General features: G+C 66.4%; 18 protein-coding genes. 14 read left to right on the top strand and 4 right to left on the bottom strand.

All coding sequences use genetic code 11. The features are described from left to right. From ACN0T5_RS03715 to ACN0T5_RS03695, 5 genes are all read left to right on the top strand, one after another. Positions 1–676 (top strand): energy-coupling factor ABC transporter ATP-binding protein (locus ACN0T5_RS03715; protein WP_417767268.1); only part of this gene is annotated, 676 nt, incomplete at its 5' end. Beyond that, positions 673–1,350, top strand: coding sequence for an energy-coupling factor transporter transmembrane component T family protein (locus ACN0T5_RS03710; protein WP_417767267.1), 678 nt, complete (start codon positions 673–675; stop codon positions 1,348–1,350). The genes ACN0T5_RS03715 and ACN0T5_RS03710, both read left to right, overlap by 4 nt. Further along, positions 1,347–1,904 (top strand): biotin transporter BioY, encoded by a 558-nt coding sequence (locus tag ACN0T5_RS03705; RefSeq protein ID WP_417767266.1) that lies wholly within the window; start codon positions 1,347–1,349, stop codon positions 1,902–1,904. Before ACN0T5_RS03710 ends, ACN0T5_RS03705 begins: the two co-directional genes overlap by 4 nt. Positions 1,905–1,928: 24 nt before the next feature. Further along, complete coding sequence (locus ACN0T5_RS03700) at positions 1,929–3,431, top strand: AMP-binding protein (protein ID WP_417767265.1); 1,503 nt, start codon at positions 1,929–1,931, stop codon at positions 3,429–3,431. Further along, complete coding sequence (locus tag ACN0T5_RS03695) at positions 3,400–4,536, top strand: thiolase family protein (protein ID WP_417767264.1); 1,137 nt, start codon at positions 3,400–3,402, stop codon at positions 4,534–4,536. The genes ACN0T5_RS03700 and ACN0T5_RS03695 overlap by 32 nt, the downstream gene beginning before the upstream one ends. Before the next feature lie 25 nt (positions 4,537–4,561). On the opposite strand, the gene ACN0T5_RS03690 is transcribed toward ACN0T5_RS03695, so the two are convergent. From ACN0T5_RS03690 to ACN0T5_RS03680, 3 genes are read right to left on the bottom strand one after another with little or no spacing between them, the layout of a single operon-like run. Then, on the bottom strand, positions 4,562–6,274 hold the full coding sequence (locus tag ACN0T5_RS03690) for a CRTAC1 family protein (RefSeq protein ID WP_417767263.1): 1,713 nt from the start codon (positions 6,272–6,274) through the stop codon (positions 4,562–4,564). Further along, complete coding sequence (locus tag ACN0T5_RS03685) at positions 6,271–7,707, bottom strand: di-heme oxidoredictase family protein (RefSeq protein ID WP_417767262.1); 1,437 nt, start codon at positions 7,705–7,707, stop codon at positions 6,271–6,273. The genes ACN0T5_RS03690 and ACN0T5_RS03685 overlap by 4 nt, the downstream gene beginning before the upstream one ends. Beyond that, positions 7,707–8,960, bottom strand: coding sequence for an ROK family protein (locus tag ACN0T5_RS03680; protein WP_417767261.1), 1,254 nt, complete (start codon positions 8,958–8,960; stop codon positions 7,707–7,709). The genes ACN0T5_RS03685 and ACN0T5_RS03680 overlap by 1 nt, the downstream gene beginning before the upstream one ends. A gap of 308 nt (positions 8,961–9,268) precedes the next feature. Here ACN0T5_RS03680 and xylF point away from each other — a divergent pair, with 308 nt between their 5' ends. The 6 genes from xylF to ACN0T5_RS03650 all read left to right on the top strand — a co-directional run bounded on the left by xylF (position 9,269) and on the right by ACN0T5_RS03650 (position 16,677). After that, positions 9,269–10,297, top strand: a complete 1,029-nt coding sequence (gene xylF, locus ACN0T5_RS03675; RefSeq protein ID WP_417767260.1) for a D-xylose ABC transporter substrate-binding protein — start codon at positions 9,269–9,271, stop codon at positions 10,295–10,297. Between the two features lie 128 nt (positions 10,298–10,425). Continuing rightward, on the top strand, positions 10,426–11,721 hold the full coding sequence (locus tag ACN0T5_RS03670) for a sugar ABC transporter permease (protein WP_417767259.1): 1,296 nt from the start codon (positions 10,426–10,428) through the stop codon (positions 11,719–11,721). Positions 11,722–11,724: 3 nt separating this feature from the next. Next, on the top strand, positions 11,725–12,510 hold the full coding sequence (locus tag ACN0T5_RS03665; RefSeq protein WP_417767258.1) for an ATP-binding cassette domain-containing protein: 786 nt from the start codon (positions 11,725–11,727) through the stop codon (positions 12,508–12,510). 84 nt (positions 12,511–12,594) lie between these two features. Beyond that, positions 12,595–13,350: a trehalose-phosphatase gene (gene otsB / locus ACN0T5_RS03660; RefSeq protein WP_417767257.1), complete on the top strand. Its 756-nt coding sequence runs from the start codon at positions 12,595–12,597 to the stop codon at positions 13,348–13,350. Further along, positions 13,347–15,143 (top strand): glycoside hydrolase family 15 protein, encoded by a 1,797-nt coding sequence (locus tag ACN0T5_RS03655; protein ID WP_417767256.1) that lies wholly within the window; start codon positions 13,347–13,349, stop codon positions 15,141–15,143. Before otsB ends, ACN0T5_RS03655 begins: the two co-directional genes overlap by 4 nt. A gap of 145 nt (positions 15,144–15,288) precedes the next feature. Beyond that, on the top strand, positions 15,289–16,677 hold the full coding sequence (locus tag ACN0T5_RS03650; RefSeq protein ID WP_417767255.1) for an alpha,alpha-trehalose-phosphate synthase (UDP-forming): 1,389 nt from the start codon (positions 15,289–15,291) through the stop codon (positions 16,675–16,677). A gap of 92 nt (positions 16,678–16,769) precedes the next feature. Here the strand turns inward: ACN0T5_RS03650 and hppD are convergent, their stop codons facing one another. After that, on the bottom strand, positions 16,770–17,882 hold the full coding sequence (hppD, locus tag ACN0T5_RS03645; RefSeq protein ID WP_417767254.1) for a 4-hydroxyphenylpyruvate dioxygenase: 1,113 nt from the start codon (positions 17,880–17,882) through the stop codon (positions 16,770–16,772). A gap of 149 nt (positions 17,883–18,031) precedes the next feature. Between hppD and ACN0T5_RS03640 the strand changes: the two genes are divergently transcribed. From ACN0T5_RS03640 to ACN0T5_RS03630, 3 genes are all read left to right on the top strand, one after another. Beyond that, entirely contained in the window at positions 18,032–18,508 is a 477-nt protein-coding gene (locus ACN0T5_RS03640) for an Lrp/AsnC family transcriptional regulator (RefSeq protein ID WP_417767253.1), read from the top strand. Positions 18,509–18,597: 89 nt separating this feature from the next. Next, a complete protein-coding gene (locus ACN0T5_RS03635) occupies positions 18,598–19,314 on the top strand; it encodes a tellurite resistance TerB family protein (RefSeq protein WP_417767274.1) in 717 nt (238 codons plus the stop codon). An 84-nt stretch (positions 19,315–19,398) separates the two neighbouring features. Further along, a complete protein-coding gene (locus ACN0T5_RS03630; protein ID WP_417767252.1) occupies positions 19,399–21,006 on the top strand; it encodes a GMC family oxidoreductase in 1,608 nt (535 codons plus the stop codon). Positions 21,007–21,099 lie beyond the last annotated feature (93 nt).

Raw genomic sequence — 21,099 nt, 5'->3', positions numbered from 1 at the left:
TGGCGCTTTTTCTGTTTTTGATCGGCTGTCGCTGACCCTTGGCGAGCGCCGTATCGCCCTTGTCGGCCTGAATGGCTCGGGCAAGAGCTCATTTCTGCGCCTTCTCAACGGCTTGCTTGTCCCAAATGACGGAACCGTCGAGGTGTTCGGCCTTGATACGCGCAAGGCGGCCCGGAAGTTGCCGCGTCATGTCGGCATGGTGTTCCAGAATCCCGACCACCAGATGATCTTTCCGACGGTGCGCGAGGAAATCGCTTTCGCCCCGCGCCAGTTCGGCGCGAGCAAGGCGGAGGCGGATGCGGCGGCCCTCGCCTGTCTTGCCGGGCATGGATGCGCGGGCTGGGCCGACCGGCCTGTGGCGCTTCTCTCCGAAGGACAGAAACAGCTGGTCTGCCTGCTGGCGGCCACCATTTCCGCGCCTCGCCTGCTGCTGTGCGATGAACCTTTCGCCGGCCTCGATCTCGCGTTGCGGCTTCATTTCGGAGCGTTCCTGGCGCGGGTGGAGGCGTCCGTCCTGCTTGTCAGCCACGACCTCGATATGATCGAGGACTTCGACCGGGTGATCTGGTTCGACGGCGGCCGGGTGCGGGGAGACGGACCGCCGGGCGAGGTGCTGCCCGCCTATCGCGACTTTGCCAGGGCGCGCGCCGACACGCTCACGGCGCCCGTGCTGTGATCGGCCTCTATCTCGCGCAGCGCAGCCCGCTCCACCTTGTGCCGGCGGGAGGGAAACTGCTGGGACTGGCGCTCGCCTCGCTGGCGTTGTTTCCGCTGGGCGATCCGTTGAGCCTGCTGGCGTGCCTTGCCGCCAGCCTGTCGGGCTACGCGCTGCTGGGCCGGCAAGGTCTTTCGGCGCTTGCCGCGCTGCGGCCGCTGGTGCTTATCCTTGCCTTCGTGCTGGGGCTGCATGCGTTGCTGGGCTCTTTCGAGACGGGGATTCTGGTGGCCTTGCGCCTCGCCACATTGTTTCTTCTGGCAAGCCTCGTCACCCTGACGACACGCATGGACGAGATGATCGATGCGCTGAGACCCGTGCTGCGTCCGGCCGCCTGGATCGGCCTGCCGGAGCAGCGCCTGGCGCTTGCGATCGCCCTGGTCATCCGTTTCACGCCGGTGATCGTAGAGATGGGAAACCGTCTGCAGGAGGCGCACCGTGCCCGGTCAGGGCGCAAGGGCCACGTCAAACTGGTTGCGCCCTTGTGTCTCCAGGCTCTAAATACCGCCGATCACGTCGCGGAAGCACTGGCCGCACGGGGCGGTGCCGCTCCTGACCTGTCCACAACGCGGGACGCGGCCGGGCCGCCAACCGAGCAGCGGGGAGACGCCGACCAGATGGAAGCCAATCAATGACCGCCGACCGTTCGCTTGTTCATATCGCCATCCATGCAGCCTTCATCGGCGCGCTGGGGTTTCTGCCGCTGGTGTCCATTCCCGTCATGGGAGGTGTGCCGATCACCGTGCAGAGCCTTGGCGTGATGCTGGCAGGCGTGATGCTCGGCCCGGTTCGCGGAGCGCTCGCGGTGCTGCTTTTTCTGTTCATCGTCGCTCTTGGCGCGCCGCTTCTTGCCGGCGGACGCGGCGGAATCGGCGTTTTCTATGCACCGTCCGTCGGCTTCCTGATCGGCTTCCCGGTCGCGGCTTTCGTCTGCGGGGCGATGATGCAGGCACTCCGCTCGCGGCCCGTGTTCACGGCCACACTCTCCTCCAGCATCGTTGGCGGGATCATCGTGCTCTATGCGTTCGGCATTCCCGGGATTGTCGTCATGGCTGACACCTCCTTGCTTGGCGCTGCTGTCGGCATGCTGGCCTATCTGCCAGGTGACATCCTGAAAGCCTTTGCTGCCGCGGCAATCGTGGGAGCGGTAGAGCGCGGCCGACCGGATGCCATCCTGTCGCGCCAGTGACCTCCACGGAATGAACACGGATCGATGACGGAACCGCCGGGTGACATCGTCTGCGGTTCGCTCGATGCGCATGCCGTGCGCGCCGGGGGGAGCGTTGCGCTTTGCGACGGGCGGGAGACGCTCACCTGGCAGGAGTTTCTGGCTCGCACGGTGGCTGCCGAGACGGCGCTTTCGCAGACCGGCGCCAGCCGCCTTCTGCGGGTCGACGCGGGAGATCCGCTGACCGCCCTTGTCCGGCTTTGCGCCGGTGCGCGCAGTGGCCGGATTGTGCTCGTGGCCGATCCTGTGCACTGGCAACGGTACGGAGAGCGCCTGCGTACGGAGCTGGGGCCGGTCGCGGACGACGAGGCGTTTGCCAACGACGATCCGGCACCTCGCGGACCTGACGACGGGGATGATGGTGCGACCGGTGCGGCAAAGGGAAAACCGGCTGCCCGGTTCCGCGCCGGACCGCTGGAACCCTTCTATATCGGCCTGACGTCGGGTTCGACGGGTATGCCCAAGGCGTTCCAGCGGTCGCACCGGTCCTGGACGCTCAGCTTCCGGACCTGCCTCGAGGCGTTCCGCATTGACGGGACGGACCGGGTCTTCGTCCCCGGCGGTATCGGCCATTCGTTGCATCTCTTCGGCGCGATGCTGGCCCTCGACAGCGGCCTGCGGCTCGACATCGCGCGCCGTTTCCAGCCAAAGGCGATCCTGCGCCGGATGCAAGCGGCCGGATCCAGCGTGCTTGTCGCGACGCCCACGCAATTGCAACTGCTTGCAAGGGGGGCAGCGAGCGAGGGCATTCGTCTTCCCGACCTGCGGCGTGTGCTCTTGAGCGGTGCGAAATGGCGGAACAGCGAGCGGGACCTTCTCGCCAGGATGTGCCCGGGCGCCGAGGTGCACGAGTTTTACGGGACATCGGAGACCAGTTTCATTTCCCATCGCCGGGCCGGGGACCCTCCCGGCAGCGTCGGCCGGCCGTTCGAGGGCGTCGAGGTGGAGATCCGCGGTGACGACGGCGAGCGTCTGGCCGCCGGGGAGACCGGCGATATCTGGGTGCGGAGCCGGCTTCTTTTCGACGGGTATGTGATGGGCACGGAGCCGATGACGCGCCGTGATGGCGGCTGGGTCAGCGTCGGCGACCGCGGCTCTCTGGATGGTGAGGGGCACCTGTGGCTGGCCGGGCGCAAGGGCAGGATGATCGTGACCAGCGGAATCAATGTCTTTGCCGAGGAGATCGAGGCCGCCCTGTTGCAATATCCCGGGATCGGGCAGGCGGCGGTGTTCGGTCTCGATGACCGGTTGCGCGGGGCGCGGATCGTTGCCGCCATCCAGTTGTGTGACGGTGCATTGCCAGACCCGCAGGCGCTGCGCCGGCACTGCCTCGACCTGCTTGAACCGGCCAAGGTTCCGCGTGCCTTCCAGTTTTTCTCCGACTGGCCCCTGACACCCGGCGGCAAGAGCGACCTGCCGGCAATCGCCGGGGAAATCGAACATCGGGAGGTCGCCCATGACAGCGTATCTCGTCGCACCCCGGCGTAGTCCGGTTGTCCCGCGCGGCGGGGCGTTCGCCGCACTGGAGGTCGACGCCTTGGCGACGCCGGTGATGCGGGCCTGCCTGGAATCGGCAGGTGTCGAGGGTGGAAGTATCGACGAGGTCATTGCAGGCAACGCGCTTTACGGAGGCGGAAATCCCGCGCGGAGAGCTGCCTTGCTTGCCGGTCTGCCCGACAGTGTGCCGGCGATAACCATTGATCGCCAGTGCTGCTCGGGCCTTGATGCCATCGCCCATGCGGCGCGACTGGTCGAGGCCGGGGCGGCCGACTGCGTCCTTGCCGGCGGCGCCGAGAGCTATTCGCGCGCGCCGATCCGGTTGCGGCGTCCGATGGATGAAGGCGGTGAGCCTGTGGCCTATGACAGGCCGCCCTTCACGCCATGGCCGGAACGCGATCCCGACATGGCCGAGGCCGCGCTGGCACTTGCCGTGCAACTGGGGATCGACGAGGAGGCACAGATCGCCTTTGCCGTTGCAAGCCATGCAGCGGCGCGCCGGGCGGGCGCCTCGGGAGGGCACGAGGAAGAAATCGTGCCGCTGGAAGACGTCCCTGCCGACCTCTTCACCCGCGACCTGTCACCGGAGACGGGGCGTCGCTCGCGTGCTCTGGCGCGCGCCGGCGACAACCGTCTCCTTGCCGCCACGGCCGCCGTTTCGGCCGATGCGGCCGCCTTCGCGCTTGTTGTTTCCGAGGCCTGGATGCAGGCGAACCCGCGGCTTGGCGCGTGCCGGATCGTCGACAGTGCGGCGGCCGGCAGCGATCCCCGTCTGCCGGGGCTTGCACCTGTTGTGGCGGGCAGGCGGCTGTTGGACCGGCACCATGTCGATGCGGGATCGCTTGCCGTCGCCGAGGTGATGGAGGCCTACGCGGCGCAGGCCATCGCATGTATCGACGGGCTGGGTCTCGATCCCGCGCGGGTCAATCGCGGCGGCGGGGCGCTGGCGCGGGGGCATCCGATCGGCGCGTCGGGCGCGGTGCTCGCCGTGCGGCTGTTTCATGAGCTGCTCGGGGAACCTGGCGGCAGTCGAGGGCTCGCCGCGATTGCCAGTGCCGGCGGGCTTGGCACGGCCCTGCTGCTGGAGCGGGTGTAAGCGTAAGCGCCGCGCCCGGCGGCGGTCAGCGTGGCGGATACCAGTAGCGCACATGGTTGGCGCCGCGATCGATCAGCACGAACTGGTTTGCGAAGACACGGTAGCCGTGGCTCCAGCTGCCATCGGGCCAGCGCACGCGAACAACGGCTCGTTCCGCCACGCCGAGCCCCACATGAACGAAACCCGACTGGCCGGAGGCATGGCCGCCACCCACCTGGATGTCTCGGGTGAGGCTGCGGGCGCCGACGCGGACGCTGATCTTTGCCCCGACGGCGTTCCTGTTGGGGCCGCTCTGCGCCAGACTTATGGAAAGCCAGTTGCCGAGTGGCCTGGCCCTGTCTCCGGAGGCTTTCGCCCGGCCGAGATTGCGAAACAGGCTGACGGGCGCCTCGCGGTTGACGACGACGAGGTCGAGCAGTCCGTCCATGTTGAAATCGGCGAGCCCGCCGCCACGACCGCGTCGGTCAAGGGCGATGCCGGCAGTTTCTCCATGTTCGGCAAACCGCCCGCTCCACTGCTGGATCAGCAGGTTGTCGGGATCGAAGGCGGCGAAATCGGGCATCGCCTCGACATTTCCCTTGGCGATGAAGAGATCCGGCAGGGTGTCGTTGTTGACGTCCTGGAACTCGGCATGCCAGCCGGTGGACGGGCGCATGTCCTCGCCCGTATAGGGGCGGTGGGCGGTGACCCCCTTGTCGAAGGCGATGTCGCGATAGACCGGCAGCATCTCGTCCGTTTCCTGGTCGAGGGTCTGCAACTTGGTGTCGCCCATGCTCGTCAAGGCGAATTCCGGCAGGCCGTCGCCGTCAAGGTCGGTGCTGGCGATGCCCATGCCCCAGATCTTCAGATGACGCCAGCCGTCGGCGCGCCGATAGGGGCGCGGCGGTCGTCCGTCCGGCAGGGCCCAGAGCTGCTCCTCGCCGCCGCGATAATAGTGGCGGTCATTGGAAACGCGCAGGGCCGGCTCGCCGGACCGGTTCCAGTCTGTGAACAGCATCGAGAGCGCGCAATAGCCGGGTGTGAGGCGAAGTCCGTCCGAATAGTCCGGCGTCCCGGCCGCGCCGGAAGTCACGCGGGCGCGGTGCAGGGTGTTGTCGTCGCAGGTGCCCCAGGGCGATCCCGGCGCCGAGCGGTCGACATAGTTGCCGAAGGCGAGGGTCGGATGGGCCGCGTTCTTCTCGAACGTCGCGGCGAAGCTTGTCGTCCAGCCGCGCCCGCCGTCGAAGGAAAAACGCCGGTTGGCCGGCTCGAAACGGCACCCGCCGGTACCGCGCAGGATCTGGTTCTCGCCGACGCGCAGGACGACAAGGTCCATGTTTCCGTCATTGTCGACATCCAGGGGATAGGCGCCGGTGACCTGATCGAGGAGCCGTGCGGGAAGTCCGGTCTCCTGCCGTTCGAAGGAAAGCGGACCGCCGGCGAGCGAAGAGTTGCGGAAAAGCGCGGCGGGCGACGCACCGCCGGCAAGGAACAGGTCCGGTCGCCGGTCGCCATCGCAGTCGAGGATCGCGGCGCCGCCGCCGACAAAATACTCCCAGGGACCGGAATAGACGTGATCGACGCCGGCCTTGCCTGCCTCCTCGACAAAGCGCGGCACGGGGGCGGCCGCGTCTTCGCTGCCGGTTGCGGCGACGGTGGACACCCAGGCGGCGGACAGGAGCGAGGCGGCCAGAAGCGACAGGGAAAGGGTGCGGGTCGCCGGGCGCGGGGTCGGATGGGGGGTGTCAATGCGCGTCATTCGGGGATGTCCAGGCTGCGCAGGAAGGCGATGATCGCCTGGCGATCGTCGTCGGCGAGGGCCATGTAGGCCTCGCTGCTCGCTGTCGCTTCCCCGGCATGGGCTCGAATGATTTCGTCGAGCGACGTCAGGTCGGCCCGGTGGCCATAGGGCGCGGTCGCGCCGACACCCCAGAGCTCTGCCGTGATGAAGACGTCGCGGTCGACAAAGCGCTGGCCGAGCAATTCGTTGCCAAGGGTGGGCTCGCGGGTGTCGGCGATGCGGTGGCGCTTCAGGTCGCCGAAGAGCGGTACGAGGACATGGCCGTTTGCGTCGCGAGGCAGGGCGCGAACGAAAGCGAGCACGCCAAGGTCGATCGCCAGAGGCTCATCGACGTCGTCGGTTCGCAGTGTTCCGGCGGTCTCAAGCGGGCCGGGGTCATGAAACACGGTCGAGGCGAGCGGCAGTGCCGGAATGTGGCAGCCGGTGCAGCCTGTTTCGGCGAAAAGCGTCTCTCCGCGGGCTGCGGCCTCCCGCCAGGCTTCAGGCAGGTCCGTTTTGCGGGAGGGAGCCGGCAGGGTCGCCTGGAAGGCGACGAGAGCCGAAATGTCGGCGGCGCCGATCTCGTCGGGAACCTCGTCCGCGTCGAAATCCGGGGTTCCGGTCCAGGTGGCACCAAAGCGTTCCACCGCCTGGATGCCGTGATGGGAGTTGAGCGCGTTGATCGAGAACTGCCGCAAGGATCCGAAGACCCCTTTTTGGGAGAAAGGTCGCAGTACGAGGTCCGGATCGATGCCCTCGATCGCCGAAATATCCAGACTGCCATCCGGGTTGGCCGTGACCGCGCCGAAGGAGACGCCCTTGCTGGTGAGCCTCGCGACCTGCGCGGTGCCGGTGCGGCGGGCCCTTTCAAGGGCATCGTCACGCAGTGCCTGCAGGTCGTGCGTCATTTCGCGGGCAAGAAGCTCGATCAGACCGGAGCCATGCAGCGCCGTCGAGCCGCGCTCGTTGGAGAACTGCGGATCGGTCGTGTCGAAATCGGCGCTTTCGAAGCCTTCCGAGACGAAGACATTGGCGGTGAAGGACGCACCGCCGCCGATCACGGGTTCGTGGTGGCAGGAAGCGCAGGCATTTGCATCGAGGCCGGCGAGGCGCTGGAAGTCCTGATGCGCCGGTCGGCGGCGTTTCGTGGGAATGATTGCCTGGGTGGCAAGCGGGCGGCCGGCGCCGTCCGCGCGGATGAACTTGCCGGTGAAGAGCTGCTCGCCCCGCTGTTTCAGCCGGGCGATCCGTTCCTCCATCGGTGCAGCCGCTATTTCGGCGAGGTCGATCGGCGAATGGAGGACCCGTTCGCTCCATGGGGGGACATCTCCGGCGAGCGCCGGGGCCAGCGCACCCAGGAAAAAAGCCGCCGCGGCCAGCGGGCTTTTCACCGTGGGGCGGACCTTTTCCATCACACCTGTCCTGCCATCGATACAGGGAGCACGCTGACGCCTGTCTCGGCGAAGACCTCGGTGTCGAGCGAATGGAGCGCCCGGGCAATGGTGCCGCGCAGGATCAGGTCCTCCTCCCAGGCGATGGCCTCGATCTCGACGTCGCCGCGCAGGTCGGCGACGAGCGCCTCGTCGAGAGCGGCGAGGGCGGCCTCGCGCATCAGCGGGAAGGCATTGGAGGCGGCGCCGGTGACGACGATGCGGCGCGGGTCCAGCGTCGCGATGACCCGGGCGAACGCATAGCCGAGCGCGGTTCCCCCGGCGCGGAAGGCGTCAAGCGCACCTGCATCGCCGTTCTCCGCGTCCTTGATGAGGTCGCGGATCGTTTCGCGCGCGACCGGTATCGTGCTGGGCGGCGTCTGGGGATCGAGCCGCAGGGCGTGACGGCGAAGGGCGTAGTCGCCGAGATAGGCCTCCAGGCAGCCGCGCCGCCCGCAGCGACACAGCGCGCCGCCGGGAATATGGCTGGCATGGCCGATTTCGGCGGCAGCGCCGGTCTCGCCGACAAACAGGCGGTTGTTGACGAAGAGCCCCATGCCCACGCCGTAGTCGACGAAGAGCACCGCGAAGGTGCCGCCGTAGCGGACGGGGTCGATGCGGTGCAGCGCCTCGGCGATCATGTTGGTGTCGTTGGACAACATGCAGGTCACGCCGAACGCGTCCCGCAAGGGGGCGACCACGGGGACGTGGCCGACCGCGAAGGCGGGCGACCAGGCAACGGTGCCGGCGCTGTCGTCGACCACGCCCTGGGAGGCGATGGCGATCACCGACGGCTGGCGGACATCGTGTTCGGCCAGGAAGGCCCGGACCGCCGCGACCAGGGTCTGGCCGAAGGCATCGGCCGTGACGGCGACGCTGTCGAAACCGGTCGCTCCCCTGGCCACAAGCGTGCCGCCGTAATCGGCCAGCGCCAGCTCGATCGTGTTGACGGAGAGCTTGATGGCAAGAACGGAGGCGGCAGCGCCGTGCAGGGCAAGCAGGCTGCGGGGGCGGCCGCGCACGCCCTTTTCGCGCTCCCGCTGGCCCGGTTCGTCCGCGCCCACGACAAGGCCTTCGGCGATGAGGTCGGACGTGATCGAGGTAACCGTTGCCGGGCTGAGCTCGGTGATGCGGCCAAGATCGATGCGTGCCTGAGGCCCCTTGCGCCGCAGGGCCTGAAGAACGACCGAGCGGTTCTGTCGTCTGATCTGGTCGCGATCGGCCTTTTGCGTCATTCCCATCCCGGTTGCCCGTCTCCGTCCCCTGGCGCGGGCGGGCCGTTGCGGACCCGTCGGGTTTCTCCCTCCTCGCGCGATGGACAGGCGGATCGAGATGCCGCCCGGCCATCTGTTTCAAGAAACCATGTTGACAGGCGCTTTTGTTTGGAGCAACTTTTTTTCGGACGTCGAAAAAAATAAAATTTCGTCGACGCGCCATGCCGAGACGCATTCCGGCCGGAGGGTTTTGCCGGATTGCGCCCGACAGGTTCATGATCCTTCGTTCCGCAAATGGGAGGAGCGGGGACACATCGGAGGAAACAGACATGCGCACTTTCAAACCGCTTCTTGCCGGCGCGCTTCTCGCCGCCATGGCCCTTCCGGTCCAGGCACAGGATCTTACGGTCGGCGTGAGCTGGTCGAACTTCCAGGAGGAACGCTGGAAGACCGACGAAGCCGCGATCAAGGGCGCGCTCGACGCCGCCGGGGTGGCCTATGTGTCGGCCGATGCCCAGTCGTCCGCCGCCAAGCAGCTGTCCGATGTCGAGGCGTTGATCGCCCAGGGCGTCGATGCGCTCATCATCCTGGCGCAGGATTCGCAGGCCATCGGCCCGGCCATCCAGGCAGCGGCCAACGAAGGCATCCCGGTCGTCGGTTATGACCGTCTCATCGAGGACGAGCGCGCCTTCTACCTGACATTCGACAATGTCGAGGTCGGGCGCATGCAGGCCCGCGAGGTTCTGAAGCAGGCGCCGGAAGGCAATTACGTGATGATCAAGGGATCGCCGACCGATCCGAACGCGGATTTCCTGCGCGGCGGCCAGCAGGAAGTGCTGCAGGCGGCGATTGACGGCGGCAAGATCAAGATTGTCGGCGAGGCCTATACGGACGGCTGGCTCCCCGCCAACGCACAGCGGAACATGGAGCAGATCCTGACCGCCAACAACAACGAGGTCGACGCCGTGGTCGCGTCCAATGACGGCACCGCCGGCGGTGTGGTGGCGGCGCTGACGGCGCAGGGCATGGAAGGCATTCCGGTCTCCGGCCAGGACGGCGACCATGCGGCTCTCAACCGTGTTGCCAAGGGCACCCAGACCGTTTCCGTCTGGAAGGACGCGCGTGAACTGGGCAAGGCTGCCGGCGAGATCGCCGTCTCGCTCGCCAAGGGCGGCACGATGGACAGCGTCGAGGGCGCCGGCAAGTGGACTTCGCCGGGTGGCACCGAACTCACGGCCCGTTTCCTGGCACCGATCCCGGTCACCCGCGAGAACCTCTCGGCAGTGGTCGATGCCGGCTGGATCACCAAGGACGCGCTCTGCCAGGGCGTCAGCGGCGGCCCCGCCCCCTGCAACTGATATCCGCAAGCTTGTCCAGATACCTTGCCCCGGCGAACAGCCGGGGCAAGGCCGAGCTGTTGCGTCCGAATTCCGGCTCCTGACGCGAGGGCCGATGGGTGCTACAGTCTCCAAGCGGGAGCTTCTCCATGACTGATACTGCGGCGTCCGAGCCGAAGACAGCGGCGAACAGGTCCTTATTCTCCGTTCTGCAGATCGATACGCGTCTGCTCGGCATGATCGGTGCGTTCGTCGTCCTGTGCCTTGTGTTCAATGTGTTCACCGGTGGCAATTTCCTGACGCCGCGCAACATCTTCAACCTGACGATCCAGACCGTTTCCGTCGCCATCATGGCGACCGGCATGGTGTTCGTGATCGTCACCCGGCATATCGACCTCTCGGTGGGATCGCTGCTGGCAACCGTCGCCGCCGTGATGGCGATGGTGCAGACACAGGTCCTTCCCAACGTGTTCGGCCTTGAGCTCGGCCATCCGGCGATCTGGATCCTTGCGATTCTCGCCGGTGTCGTGGTGGGTGTCGCCATCGGCGCGTTCCAGGGCGCGCTGATCGGCTATCTCGGGATTCCGGCCTTCATCGTCACGCTTGGCGGCCTGCTTGTCTGGCGCAACGCCGCATGGTTCATCACCGACGGCCAGACCATCGGCCCGCTCGACGCGCGGTTCACGATGATCGGCGGCATTGGCGGCACGCTCGGCGAAACCTGGTCCTGGATATTCGCGCTTGTGGCGGTGATCACCGCGCTGTCCCTGCAGTTCGCCTCGCGCCGGCGCAAGGCGACGCACGGCTTTCCGGTCAAGCCTGTCTGGGCGGAGGTCACGCTCGGGGCGGTCGTCAGTGCAGCGATCCTCGGGTTCATTGCCGTGCTCAATGCATACGAGGTGCCGGTACGGGTCCTTCGGCGCGACTTTGCGGCGCGCGGCCTGGAGCTGCCTGAAGGCCATACCGCCTCCTACGGCCTGCCGTATTCGGTGCTTCTGCTGATCCTGGTGGCGGTATGCATGACCGTGGTCGCGCGGCGGACGCGGCTCGGTCGCTATATCTTCGCGGCCGGCGGCAACCCGGACGCCGCCGAGCTCTCCGGCATCAACACACGCCTTCTGACCGTGAAGGTCTTCGCCATCATGGGGGGGCTCTGCGCCCTCTCGGCGGCGGTGGCGGCCGCCCGCCTCGGGTTCTCGACAAACGACCTTGGCACCCTCGACGAGTTGCGTGTCATCGCGGCCGCGGTGATCGGCGGGACGGCGCTGTCGGGAGGGTTGGGCACGATCTACGGCGCCATTCTGGGCGCGCTGATCATGCAGTCGCTGCAATCGGGAATGGCGATGGTCGGTGTCGACGCTCCCTTGCAGAACATCGTCGTCGGTGTGGTGCTGGTGGTGGCCGTGCTCGTCGACATCATCTACCGCAAGCGCACGGGAGACTGAGCCATGGCAACTCCCCTCGTGCAGATGAAGGATATCTGCATCTCATTCGGCGGCGTCCACGCGGTCGACCATGTCAGCGTCGATCTCCACCCGGGAGAAGTGGTCGGGCTGCTCGGCCATAACGGTGCCGGCAAGTCGACCCTGATCAAGGTGCTTTCCGGCGCCTACCATGCCGACAGCGGCGAGATCCTGATCGACGGCAAGAAGGCGACGATCAACAGTCCGCGCGATGCCCGCGACTACAATATCGAGACGATCTACCAGACGCTGGCGCTCGCCGACAATCTCGACGCCGCCTCCAACCTCTTTCTCGGGCGCGAGATCGTCTCCGCGCTCGGCTTCGTCGACGATGATGCGATGGAGGCGGAGACCCGCAAGATCCTGGCCCGGCTCAACCCGAATTTCCGCAAGTTCAAGGCGCCGGTGAAGGCGCTTTCGGGCGGGCAGCGGCAGTCCGTGGCGATCGCCCGGGCAGTCTATTTCAACGCGCGCATCCTGATCATGGACGAGCCGACGGCGGCCCTTGGCGTGCAGGAGACGCAGATGGTCTCCGAGCTGATCAAGGAACTGAAGGCGCAGGGGCTCGGCATCTTCCTCATCTCCCACGACATTCACGATGTCTTCGATCTCGCCGATCGTGTCGCGGTGATGAAGAACGGGCAGCTCGTCGGCACGGCGCGCACCACGGACGTGACCAAGGACGAGGTGCTCGGCATGATCATCCTGGGCAAGTGTCCGGACGGCGCAACACCGGGACCCGGCGCCTTCTCGGACGAAGCCGCGGCATGATGCGGCGCGGCAAATCGCGCCTCCTCAAGGGTTTTTTCGCTTCGGGCCTTCTCATGGAGGGCAAGGTTTCGTAGGCTTCGGGCCATGAACGCTCCACCGCCTGTCTCCGATGATCTGGCGTTGTTCCTCGATTTCGACGGGACGCTCGTCGAGATCGCCCGAACGCCGGACGCGGTCGAGGCAGAGGCGCGGATGATCGCCTGTCTCGAGCGCCTCGTCGATCATCTGGACGGTGCCGTCGCCATTGTCAGTGGCCGGCCCATCCACGAAATCGACGCCTATCTCGCCCCGCTGTCCCTTCCTTGCGCCGGTCTGCACGGGCTGGAGACACGCCTGCATCCCGATGCCGGGATCGAACGGGCGCCGGTCGGGCCCGAGATCGAGACACTGAAAGCGGCACTCTCGGGAAGCGGGCTGCTCGGGCGCGGCGTCTCGATCGAGGACAAGGGGGTGGCCATCGCCGTCCACTACCGGATCGCACCGGACTGCGAGGAAGCCGTTTTCGAGGTCATGAGCGGCGCCATCTCCGATCTGCCCGACCTGCATCTTGTACACGGGAAAATGGTGATCGAGGCCAAACCCGCCTTTCGCGACAAGGGCTGGGCTGTTGCGAGCTTCATGGATATCGAACCGTTTCGCGGCCGCACTCCGGTCTTTGTCGGGGACGACGTGACCGACGAGGACGGGATCCGGGTGGCGGAGGCGATCGGCGGTTTCGGCGTCAAGGTGGGCGGTGATGAGAGCCTTGCGCGCTTCCGCCTGCCTGATGTCGAGAGCGTCGCCGACTGGCTGGCGCATGACCTTCCTGCCCACGCAACAGCAAGGAAACCGCGCACATGACACCATCGGAGCAGCCGTCACTCGATCTGGCGATCGTCGGGAACTGCTCGGTCGCGGCACTGGTCGACAAGATGGCCCGCGTGGTGTGGATGTGCCTGCCGCGCTTCGACGGCGATCCGGTCTTCCATGCGCTGCTGGGCACGAATGGCGCGGCCGGAGACGGAGCGTTTTCAATCGATCTGGAAAACGTCTGCCGCAGCGAACAGGCTTATATCGAGAACACGGCGGTGGTCGTTACCCGGCTCTATGACGAGGCGGGCAACGCCGTCGAGATCACGGACTTCGCACCGCGATTCCAGACCAAGGGGCGCATGTTCCGGCCGACCGGGCTGGTGCGGCGGGTGCGGCCGATCGCCGGCCATCCGCGCATCCGAGTGCGTTGCCGGCCGAGGTTCGACCACGGCACCCGGGTGCCCGAGGTGACCTACGGATCGAACCACATGCGCTTCGTCGGCAACGGCCAGACAGTGCGGCTGACGACGAATGCCTCGATCACCTATGTGCGCGACGAGACGCCGTTTCTCCTGGACGGGCCGGTGTCCTTCTATTTCGGGCCGGACGAGAGCCTCACCCACCATCCGGAGACGCTGTGCCGGGAGTTCGAGGAGGAGACGGTTCTGCACTGGCGGCTGTGGACGCGCCGGCTGGGACTGCCGCTCGACTATCAGGAAGCGGTTATCCGGGCGGCGGTGACGCTGAAACTGTGCACCTACGAGGAGACGGGCGCGATCATTGCGGCGGCAACGACCTCGATCCCGGAGGCCGCGCATAGCGGACGCAACTGGGACTATCGCTATTGCTGGCTGCGGGACGCGTTCTTTGTCGTCAGGGCCCTCAACTCGCTCTCCGAGATGGAGACGATGGAGAACTATCTCCGCTACATCAACAATATAGCCTCGATGACCAGGGCCGATCACGTGCAACCCCTCTACGGCATCGCGCTGGAGGAGAAGCTCGTCGAGACAACTGTCGACCTGCCCGGTTATCGCGGCATGGGGCCGGTCAGGATCGGCAACCAGGCCTATGAGCACTTCCAGCATGACGTCTATGGCAACATCGTGCTTGGCGCGTCGCAGGCCTTTTTCGACAAGCGCCTGCTGCGGCAACCCGGGGTCGACGATTTCGAGCGGCTGGAGCTGATCGGCGAGCGGGCGTTTGCCATGCATGACCAGCCCGATGCCGGTCTTTGGGAGTTGCGGACGCGGGCCAGGGTCCACACCTCGTCATCGCTGATGTGCTGGGCGGCCTGCGACCGGCTTGCCAAGATTGCCCGCCAGTTCGCCCGCACCGAGCGGGCCGCCCTCTGGCAGGAGCGGGCCGATGCCATTCACGCGACGATCCTGGCCCGGGGCTGGAACGAGAAGGTTGGCGCCTTTGTCGAGAGCTTCGAAGGACAGGACCTCGATGCCAGCCTGCTGCTGATCGCCGAGGTCGGCTTCCTGCCACCGCAGGATCCGCGTTTCGTTGCCACGGTCGAGCGGATCGGCGCAACCCTGAGGCGCGGCAAGCATCTCTTCCGCTACCATGCCGCCGACGACTTCGGCGCGCCGGAAAATGCCTTCAACATCTGTACCTTCTGGTACATTGACGCCCTTGCCCGGATTGGCCGCAAGGACGAGGCTCGCGAGATCTATGAAACGATGCTCGCCTGCCGCAATCATGTCGGGCTGTTGTCGGAGGATACCAATCCGGCAACCGGGGAAATGTGGGGCAACTTCCCGCAAACCTATTCGATGGTCGGTATCATCAACGGCGCGATGCGGCTGTCGGAAGGCTGGGAAAGCCTCGTCTGAAGTTGCCGGCACTGCCTGCCGGTCGCAGCTTGTCGCCTGTCTCGTTCCCTGCCTGACTGGCGCCCCGTCGCGCCGAAGATACCGTCCGCCGCCCCGCCCCGGCAGTCCGCCGGCCGGTCCGCGCAAATCCGTCTGGAGGAGTTTGATGTCCCGTCTTGTCGTCGTTTCCAACCGCGTTGGCCCGCTCACCGATACCGGTCGCGCCGGTGGTCTCGCCGTTGCGCTGGTCGATGCCCTGACGGAGACAGGCGGATTGTGGTTCGGCTGGAGCGGGGAGATCTCGGAGGAGGGCTCCTTCGGCAACCTGAAGCAGGCCGGGACCCGGAAGGTCAGCATGACGACCGTCGACATGACCCAGGCCGACTATGACGAGTTCTATGCGGGCTATTCCAACAAGACACTCTGGCCCGTGCTGCACTACCGGCTGGACCTTGCCGTGTTCGACCGCCGCCTTGAGGACGGCTACCGGCGCGTGAACGAGCGCTTCGCCACGCGGTTGCGTCCGCTGCTCGAGCAGGACGACATCGTCTGGGTGCACGATTATCACTTCCTGCCCTTCGCGGCCGAGTTGCGCGGCATGGAGGTCGAGAACCCGCTCGGCTTTTTCCTGCATGTCCCGTTTCCCGCGCCCGAGGTGCTGGCCGGACTGCCGAACGCCGCAACGCTGGTGCGTCGCATGCTTGCCTATGACGTTATCGGCTTCCAGTCGCGGCGCGACGCCGCCAATTTCCGCCGGTTCGTCGTCGAGGAGCTCGACGCCGTGGAAACCGGAGACGGGGAACTGGCGGTGGGCGGACAGCGGGTGGTCGCGCGAGCCTTCCCGATCGGGATCGATGCGGCGGGCTTTGCCCGGCAGGCGACGACACCGGAGGCGCGGCGCCAGACGGGGCGTGTCGAGAAGCTCCTCGCCGGTCGCCAGCAGATCATCGGCGTCGACCGGATCGACTATTCGAAGGGGTTGCCGGAACGCTTCCGTGCCTTCGGGCGGCTGCTGGACGACTATCCGGAAAACCGGGGACAGGTCAGCCTGATGCAGGTGGCGCCTCCCTCGCGCGCGGATCTTGACGCCTATGCAGAGATCCGCCGGGAACTGGAGGAGCTGACCGGCAACATCAACGGCCGGTTCGCCGATCTCGACTGGACGCCGATCCGCTACATGACCCGGTCGTTTACACGCCGGGCGCTTGCCGGACTCTATCGGGCAAGCCGGGTGGCGCTGGTGACGCCGCTTCGCGACGGGATGAACCTGGTTGCCAAGGAATATGTCGCCGCCCAGAGGGCAGAGGATCCGGGCGTCGTCGTCCTGTCGCGTTTCGCAGGGGCGGCCGAGGGCATGCCGGAGGCGCTGATCGTCAATCCGCATTCGGCCGAAGGGGTGGCGGCCAGCCTGCAGACTGCGCTGAACATGCCGCTCGACGAGCGCCGCGACAGGTGGCAGGCGATTTTCGACCGGATTTGCGAGAACGACGCCTCCGCCTGGGCGGATTCCTTTCTGGAGACACTCAGGGAAACAGGGCGGCAGCGTGCGGGGTGAGGCGCGCTCGCATCGACCGCGGTTGTGTCCGGACTCAACAGGGGGAGCGGTGATGACCGCTCCCCTTTTTTGTGCCGTGTCCGGCGCCTGGCCTACTCGGCCGCGTCGGCCTTGATCACACCGCGGCGGATCTGGTCTTCCTCGATGGATTCAAAGAGCGCGCGGAAATTGCCCTCGCCGAAGCCCTCGTCGCCCTTGCGCTGGATGAACTCGAAGAAGATCGGGCCGATCACGGTCTTCGAGAAGATCTGCAGGAGGATCTTGGTCGTGCCGCCGTCGACGACGCCTTCCCCGTCGATCAGGATGCCGTGCGTTTTCATCCGCTCGATCGGTTCGTCATGTCCGTGCACGCGCTCGCGGGACATTTCGTAATAGGTCTCCGGAGGGCCGGGCATGAACTTCAGCTCGTTTGCGGCGAGCCTGTCGGTGGCCTCGTAAATGTCGTCGGTGCCGACGGCGATGTGCTGGATGCCCTCGCCCTTGTACTTGCGCAGGTACTCCGCGATCTGGCTGGTGTCGTCCTTGGACTCGTTCAGCGGGATGCGGATCTTGCCGCAAGGCGAGGTGATCGCCCGGCTGACAAGGCCGGTGATGCGGCCGTCGATGTCGAAGAAGTGGATCTGCCTGAAGCCGAACAGGTCGCGGTAGAAGTCCCACCACTTGTCCATGTTGCCGCGATAGACATTGTGGGTCAGGTGATCGAGATAGTAGAAGCCGACACCGTCCGGCTTCGGATCGCGCTCGCCCAGCCACTCGAACTCCGCGTCATAGGCCGATCCCTTGGCGCCGTAGGTGTCGATGAAATAGAGCAGCGAGCCGCCGATACCGACGATCGCGGGCACGTCGAGGGTCTTGTCGTCACCGTCATAGGGTGTCGCACCCATCTTCACCGCATGGTCGAAGGCGTGTTTGGCATCGACCACGCGCCACGCCATCGACGGGGCGCAGGGACCGTGCTCCGCGACGAAGCGGGTGGCGTGCGAGCCGGGTTCGGCATTCAGCACATAGGTGATGTCGCCCTGGCGGTAGAGGGTGACGGCCTTCGTCCTGTGGCGCGCGACGGGCAGATAGCCCATGCGACGAAACAGGGCGTCCAGCTTCTCCGGCTCGGGATGGGCGAATTCGACGAACTCGAAGCCGTCCGTGCCGGCGGGATTGGTCTCATCGATGCGGGCGGGCGGTGCGTCGTGCGGAAACGGTCCCATTCTGTCCTCCTCAGGCGAATATCGGCAGGCCGCTTGCGGCCATCTCCCGCACAGTATGCGCCTCATGCCGCGCACGGTGCGTGCAAAATGGGTGCGGATCAGTTACTCAGTGCACGGTTCATGCAAAAAGAAGGCTTGAGTTGCACAAGATGACGGATCTCGATCCTTTCGACCTGAAACTCCTTGCCTGCCTGCAGGACGATGCGTCGGCCACCAACCAGCAATTGGGCGAACGGATCGGCCTGTCCGCCTCGCAGGTGTCGCGCCGGCGGCAGCGGCTGGAGGAGGCCGGCATCGTTCGGCGCTACAGGGCCGATATCGACCCTGCGGCGGTCGGTTTCACGGTGGTGGCCTTTGTCGGCGTCGCGCTCAATGCCCATAGCCGCCAGAATGCCCGCCGCTTTCGCGATCTGGTGCGGGCACTGCCGGAAGTGCAGGAGGCGCATGTGCTGACCGGCGACATGGACTACATGCTGAAGGTGGCGGTGAGCGATCTGGCCGCCCTGTCGCGTTTCATCAATGACGAGCTCCTGCCGCATGACGCGGTGCGCAACGTGCGCTCCTCGATTGCCATGGAGACGCTGAAGGATGACAACCGGCTTCCCTTTGCCGAGGCCGCGCGCTGAGATGCTTGCAGTTTTCGGCCAGGCTTCCCATGTCCTTCCCGTGTCAGGTGTTTCCTGACGGATTGCCACGGGAACGGAGAGACGTGACGATGTTCGACGCGCGCAAGCTGCTTGAGGAATTCATGGGCCGGGGGTCCGGGACAGGCGGGGCCGGTGACATGATGGCGCGCGGGAAGGACTATCTGCGCTCGAATTCCGGCGGCCTTGCCGGCGGTGCCCTGGCCGGAGGCCTTGCCGGGCTGCTGCTCGGCACCAAGGGGGGCCGCAAGCTCGGCAAGACGGCGCTGACCTATGGCGGGATGGCCGTGGTTGCCGGTCTCGCCTACAAGGCCTATCGGGACTATCAGGGATCGCGTGGCCAGGGCGAGAACCGGCAGGCTCCGACAGGTGAGCCTGTCCTGCCGCCGCCGTCGGATTCCCCTTTTTCCCCCGAACGCCAACCCGGCGGCGAGAATGCCTTTGCGCTGACATTGCTCACCGCGATGATCTCGGCCGCGAAAGCCGACGGCCACATCGACGCCGACGAGCAGGCGAGGATCTTCGACCGTCTCGACCAGCTGTCCCTCGACAGCGAGGCGAAAGCCTTCGTCATGGACGAATTGCGCGCGCCGCTCGACATCGACCGGGTCGTTGCCGGTGCGACGAGCCCGGAGGCGGCGCTCGAGGTCTATGCCGCCTCGCGGCTTGCCGTGGATCCCGACCATCCGGCCGAGCGCGCCTATCTGCAGATGCTGGCCGCGCGCCTCGGGCTGGAGCCCGGTCTTGTGGAGGAAGTCGAGCGGGCCGTGCTGGAGACCGGCGCCTGAGGCGCGAGGCGCGCTTTCCGCAGCTTGCCTTTGACACCGCCAGAAGGCATCGTTCCGCTCCGGTTTGCCTGGAGCGGAGGGGATATGCAGGACCTTGGTGAGTGGGACTACGTGATCGTGGGGGCGGGTTCCGCCGGCTGCGTGCTGGCGAACCGGCTTTCCGCCGATCCGAAAGTGAAGGTCCTGTTGCTCGAGGCGGGTGGCAAGGACGACTACATCTGGATCCACATCCCGGTCGGCTATCTCTACTGCATGGGCAATCCGCGCACGGACTGGGGCTTTCGGACGGCACCGGAAGCGGGCCTCAACGGCCGCGCGCTCGCCTATCCGCGCGGCCGGGTGCTGGGCGGATGTTCGTCCATCAACGGCATGATCTACATGCGCGGCCAGGCGCGCGACTATGACGGCTGGCGGCAGGGCGGACTGGACGGCTGGGGCTGGGACGACGTGCTGCCGCTGTTCCGCCGGGCCGAGGATCATTATGCGCTGTCCGACGAGATGCACGGGCAGGGCGGCGAATGCCGGGTCGAGGAGCAGCGGCTGTCCTGGGACATTCTCGATGCGGTGCGCGATGCCTGCGAGGAAGTCGGCATTCCCAGGGTCGACGACTTCAACCGCGGCGACAATTTCGGCTCGTCCTACTTCCAGGTCACGCAACGTGGTGGCGTTCGCTGGACGGCGGCCAAGGGATACCTGAAGCCGGTCATGAGCCGGCAAAATCTCAAGGTCGCGACCCGGGCCCAGGTCTCCCGCCTGATCGTCGAGGACGGACGGGCAAGCGGTCTCGAGCTGACGGTCGACGGAGCGCCTGCACGGGTGCGCGTCACCGGAGAGCTGGTGCTTTGCGCCGGCGCGATCGGTTCGCCGCATCTGCTCGAACTGTCCGGCATCGGTGATCCGGAGATACTTTCCCGCCACGGCATCGACACCCTTGTCGAAAGCCGGCAGGTGGGCCGGAACCTGCAGGACCACCTGCAGCTCCGGACGATCTTCAAGGTCAGCGGAGCGGTGACGCTGAACCAGCTTGCCTCCAATCTCTGGGGCAAGGCGAAGATCGCAGCGCAATACGCCCTGTCGCGCTCGGGCCCGATGTCGATGGCGCCCTCGCAGCTTGGCGTCTTCGCCCGCTCCGACCCCTCCTTCGAAACTGCCAATATCGAGTATCACGTGCAGCCGCTGTCGCTCGACAAGTTCGGCGATCCGCTGCACTCCTTTCCGGCGATCACCCTCAGCGTCTGCAACCTTCGTCCGGAAAGCCGGGGATCGGTGCATCTGGCCTCGCGCGATCCGATGGTGCATCCCGAGATCCGGCCCAACTATCTCTCGACGGAGGCTGACAGGAAGGTTGCCGCGGACAGCATCCGGCTGACCCGCCGGATCATGGCCGCCGACACGATGGGCCGTTATGCGCCGGTGGAACACCTTCCCGGCCCGCTGGTGCGCAGCGACGAGGATCTCGCCCGGGCGGCGGGGGACATCGGCACGACCATCTTCCATCCGGCGGGAACCTGCCGGATGGGCGCGGACGACGAGGCCGTTGTCGATTCCCGGCTGAGGCTGCGCGGACTGGCCGGCTTGCGTATCGCCGATGCCTCGGTGATGCCGGCGATCACGTCGGGCAACACAGCGGCACCGACGATGATGATCGCCGAAAAGGCCGCCGAAATGATGCGCGCCGACCGGAGAAGCTGACGGCGCCGGCCCTCTGGCGCATTTGTGCGCGAAAGCCCGTGCGGCTAGGATCGGTTGACGGGGCGGGGGAAGGCTCTCTCGCGTCGATCGCCC

The sequence above is a fragment of the Stappia sp. genome, assembly GCF_048261845.1.
In the GTDB taxonomy this organism is placed as follows: Bacteria; Pseudomonadota; Alphaproteobacteria; order Rhizobiales; family Stappiaceae; genus Stappia.
This window is presented reverse-complemented; position numbering and strand designations above follow the sequence as displayed.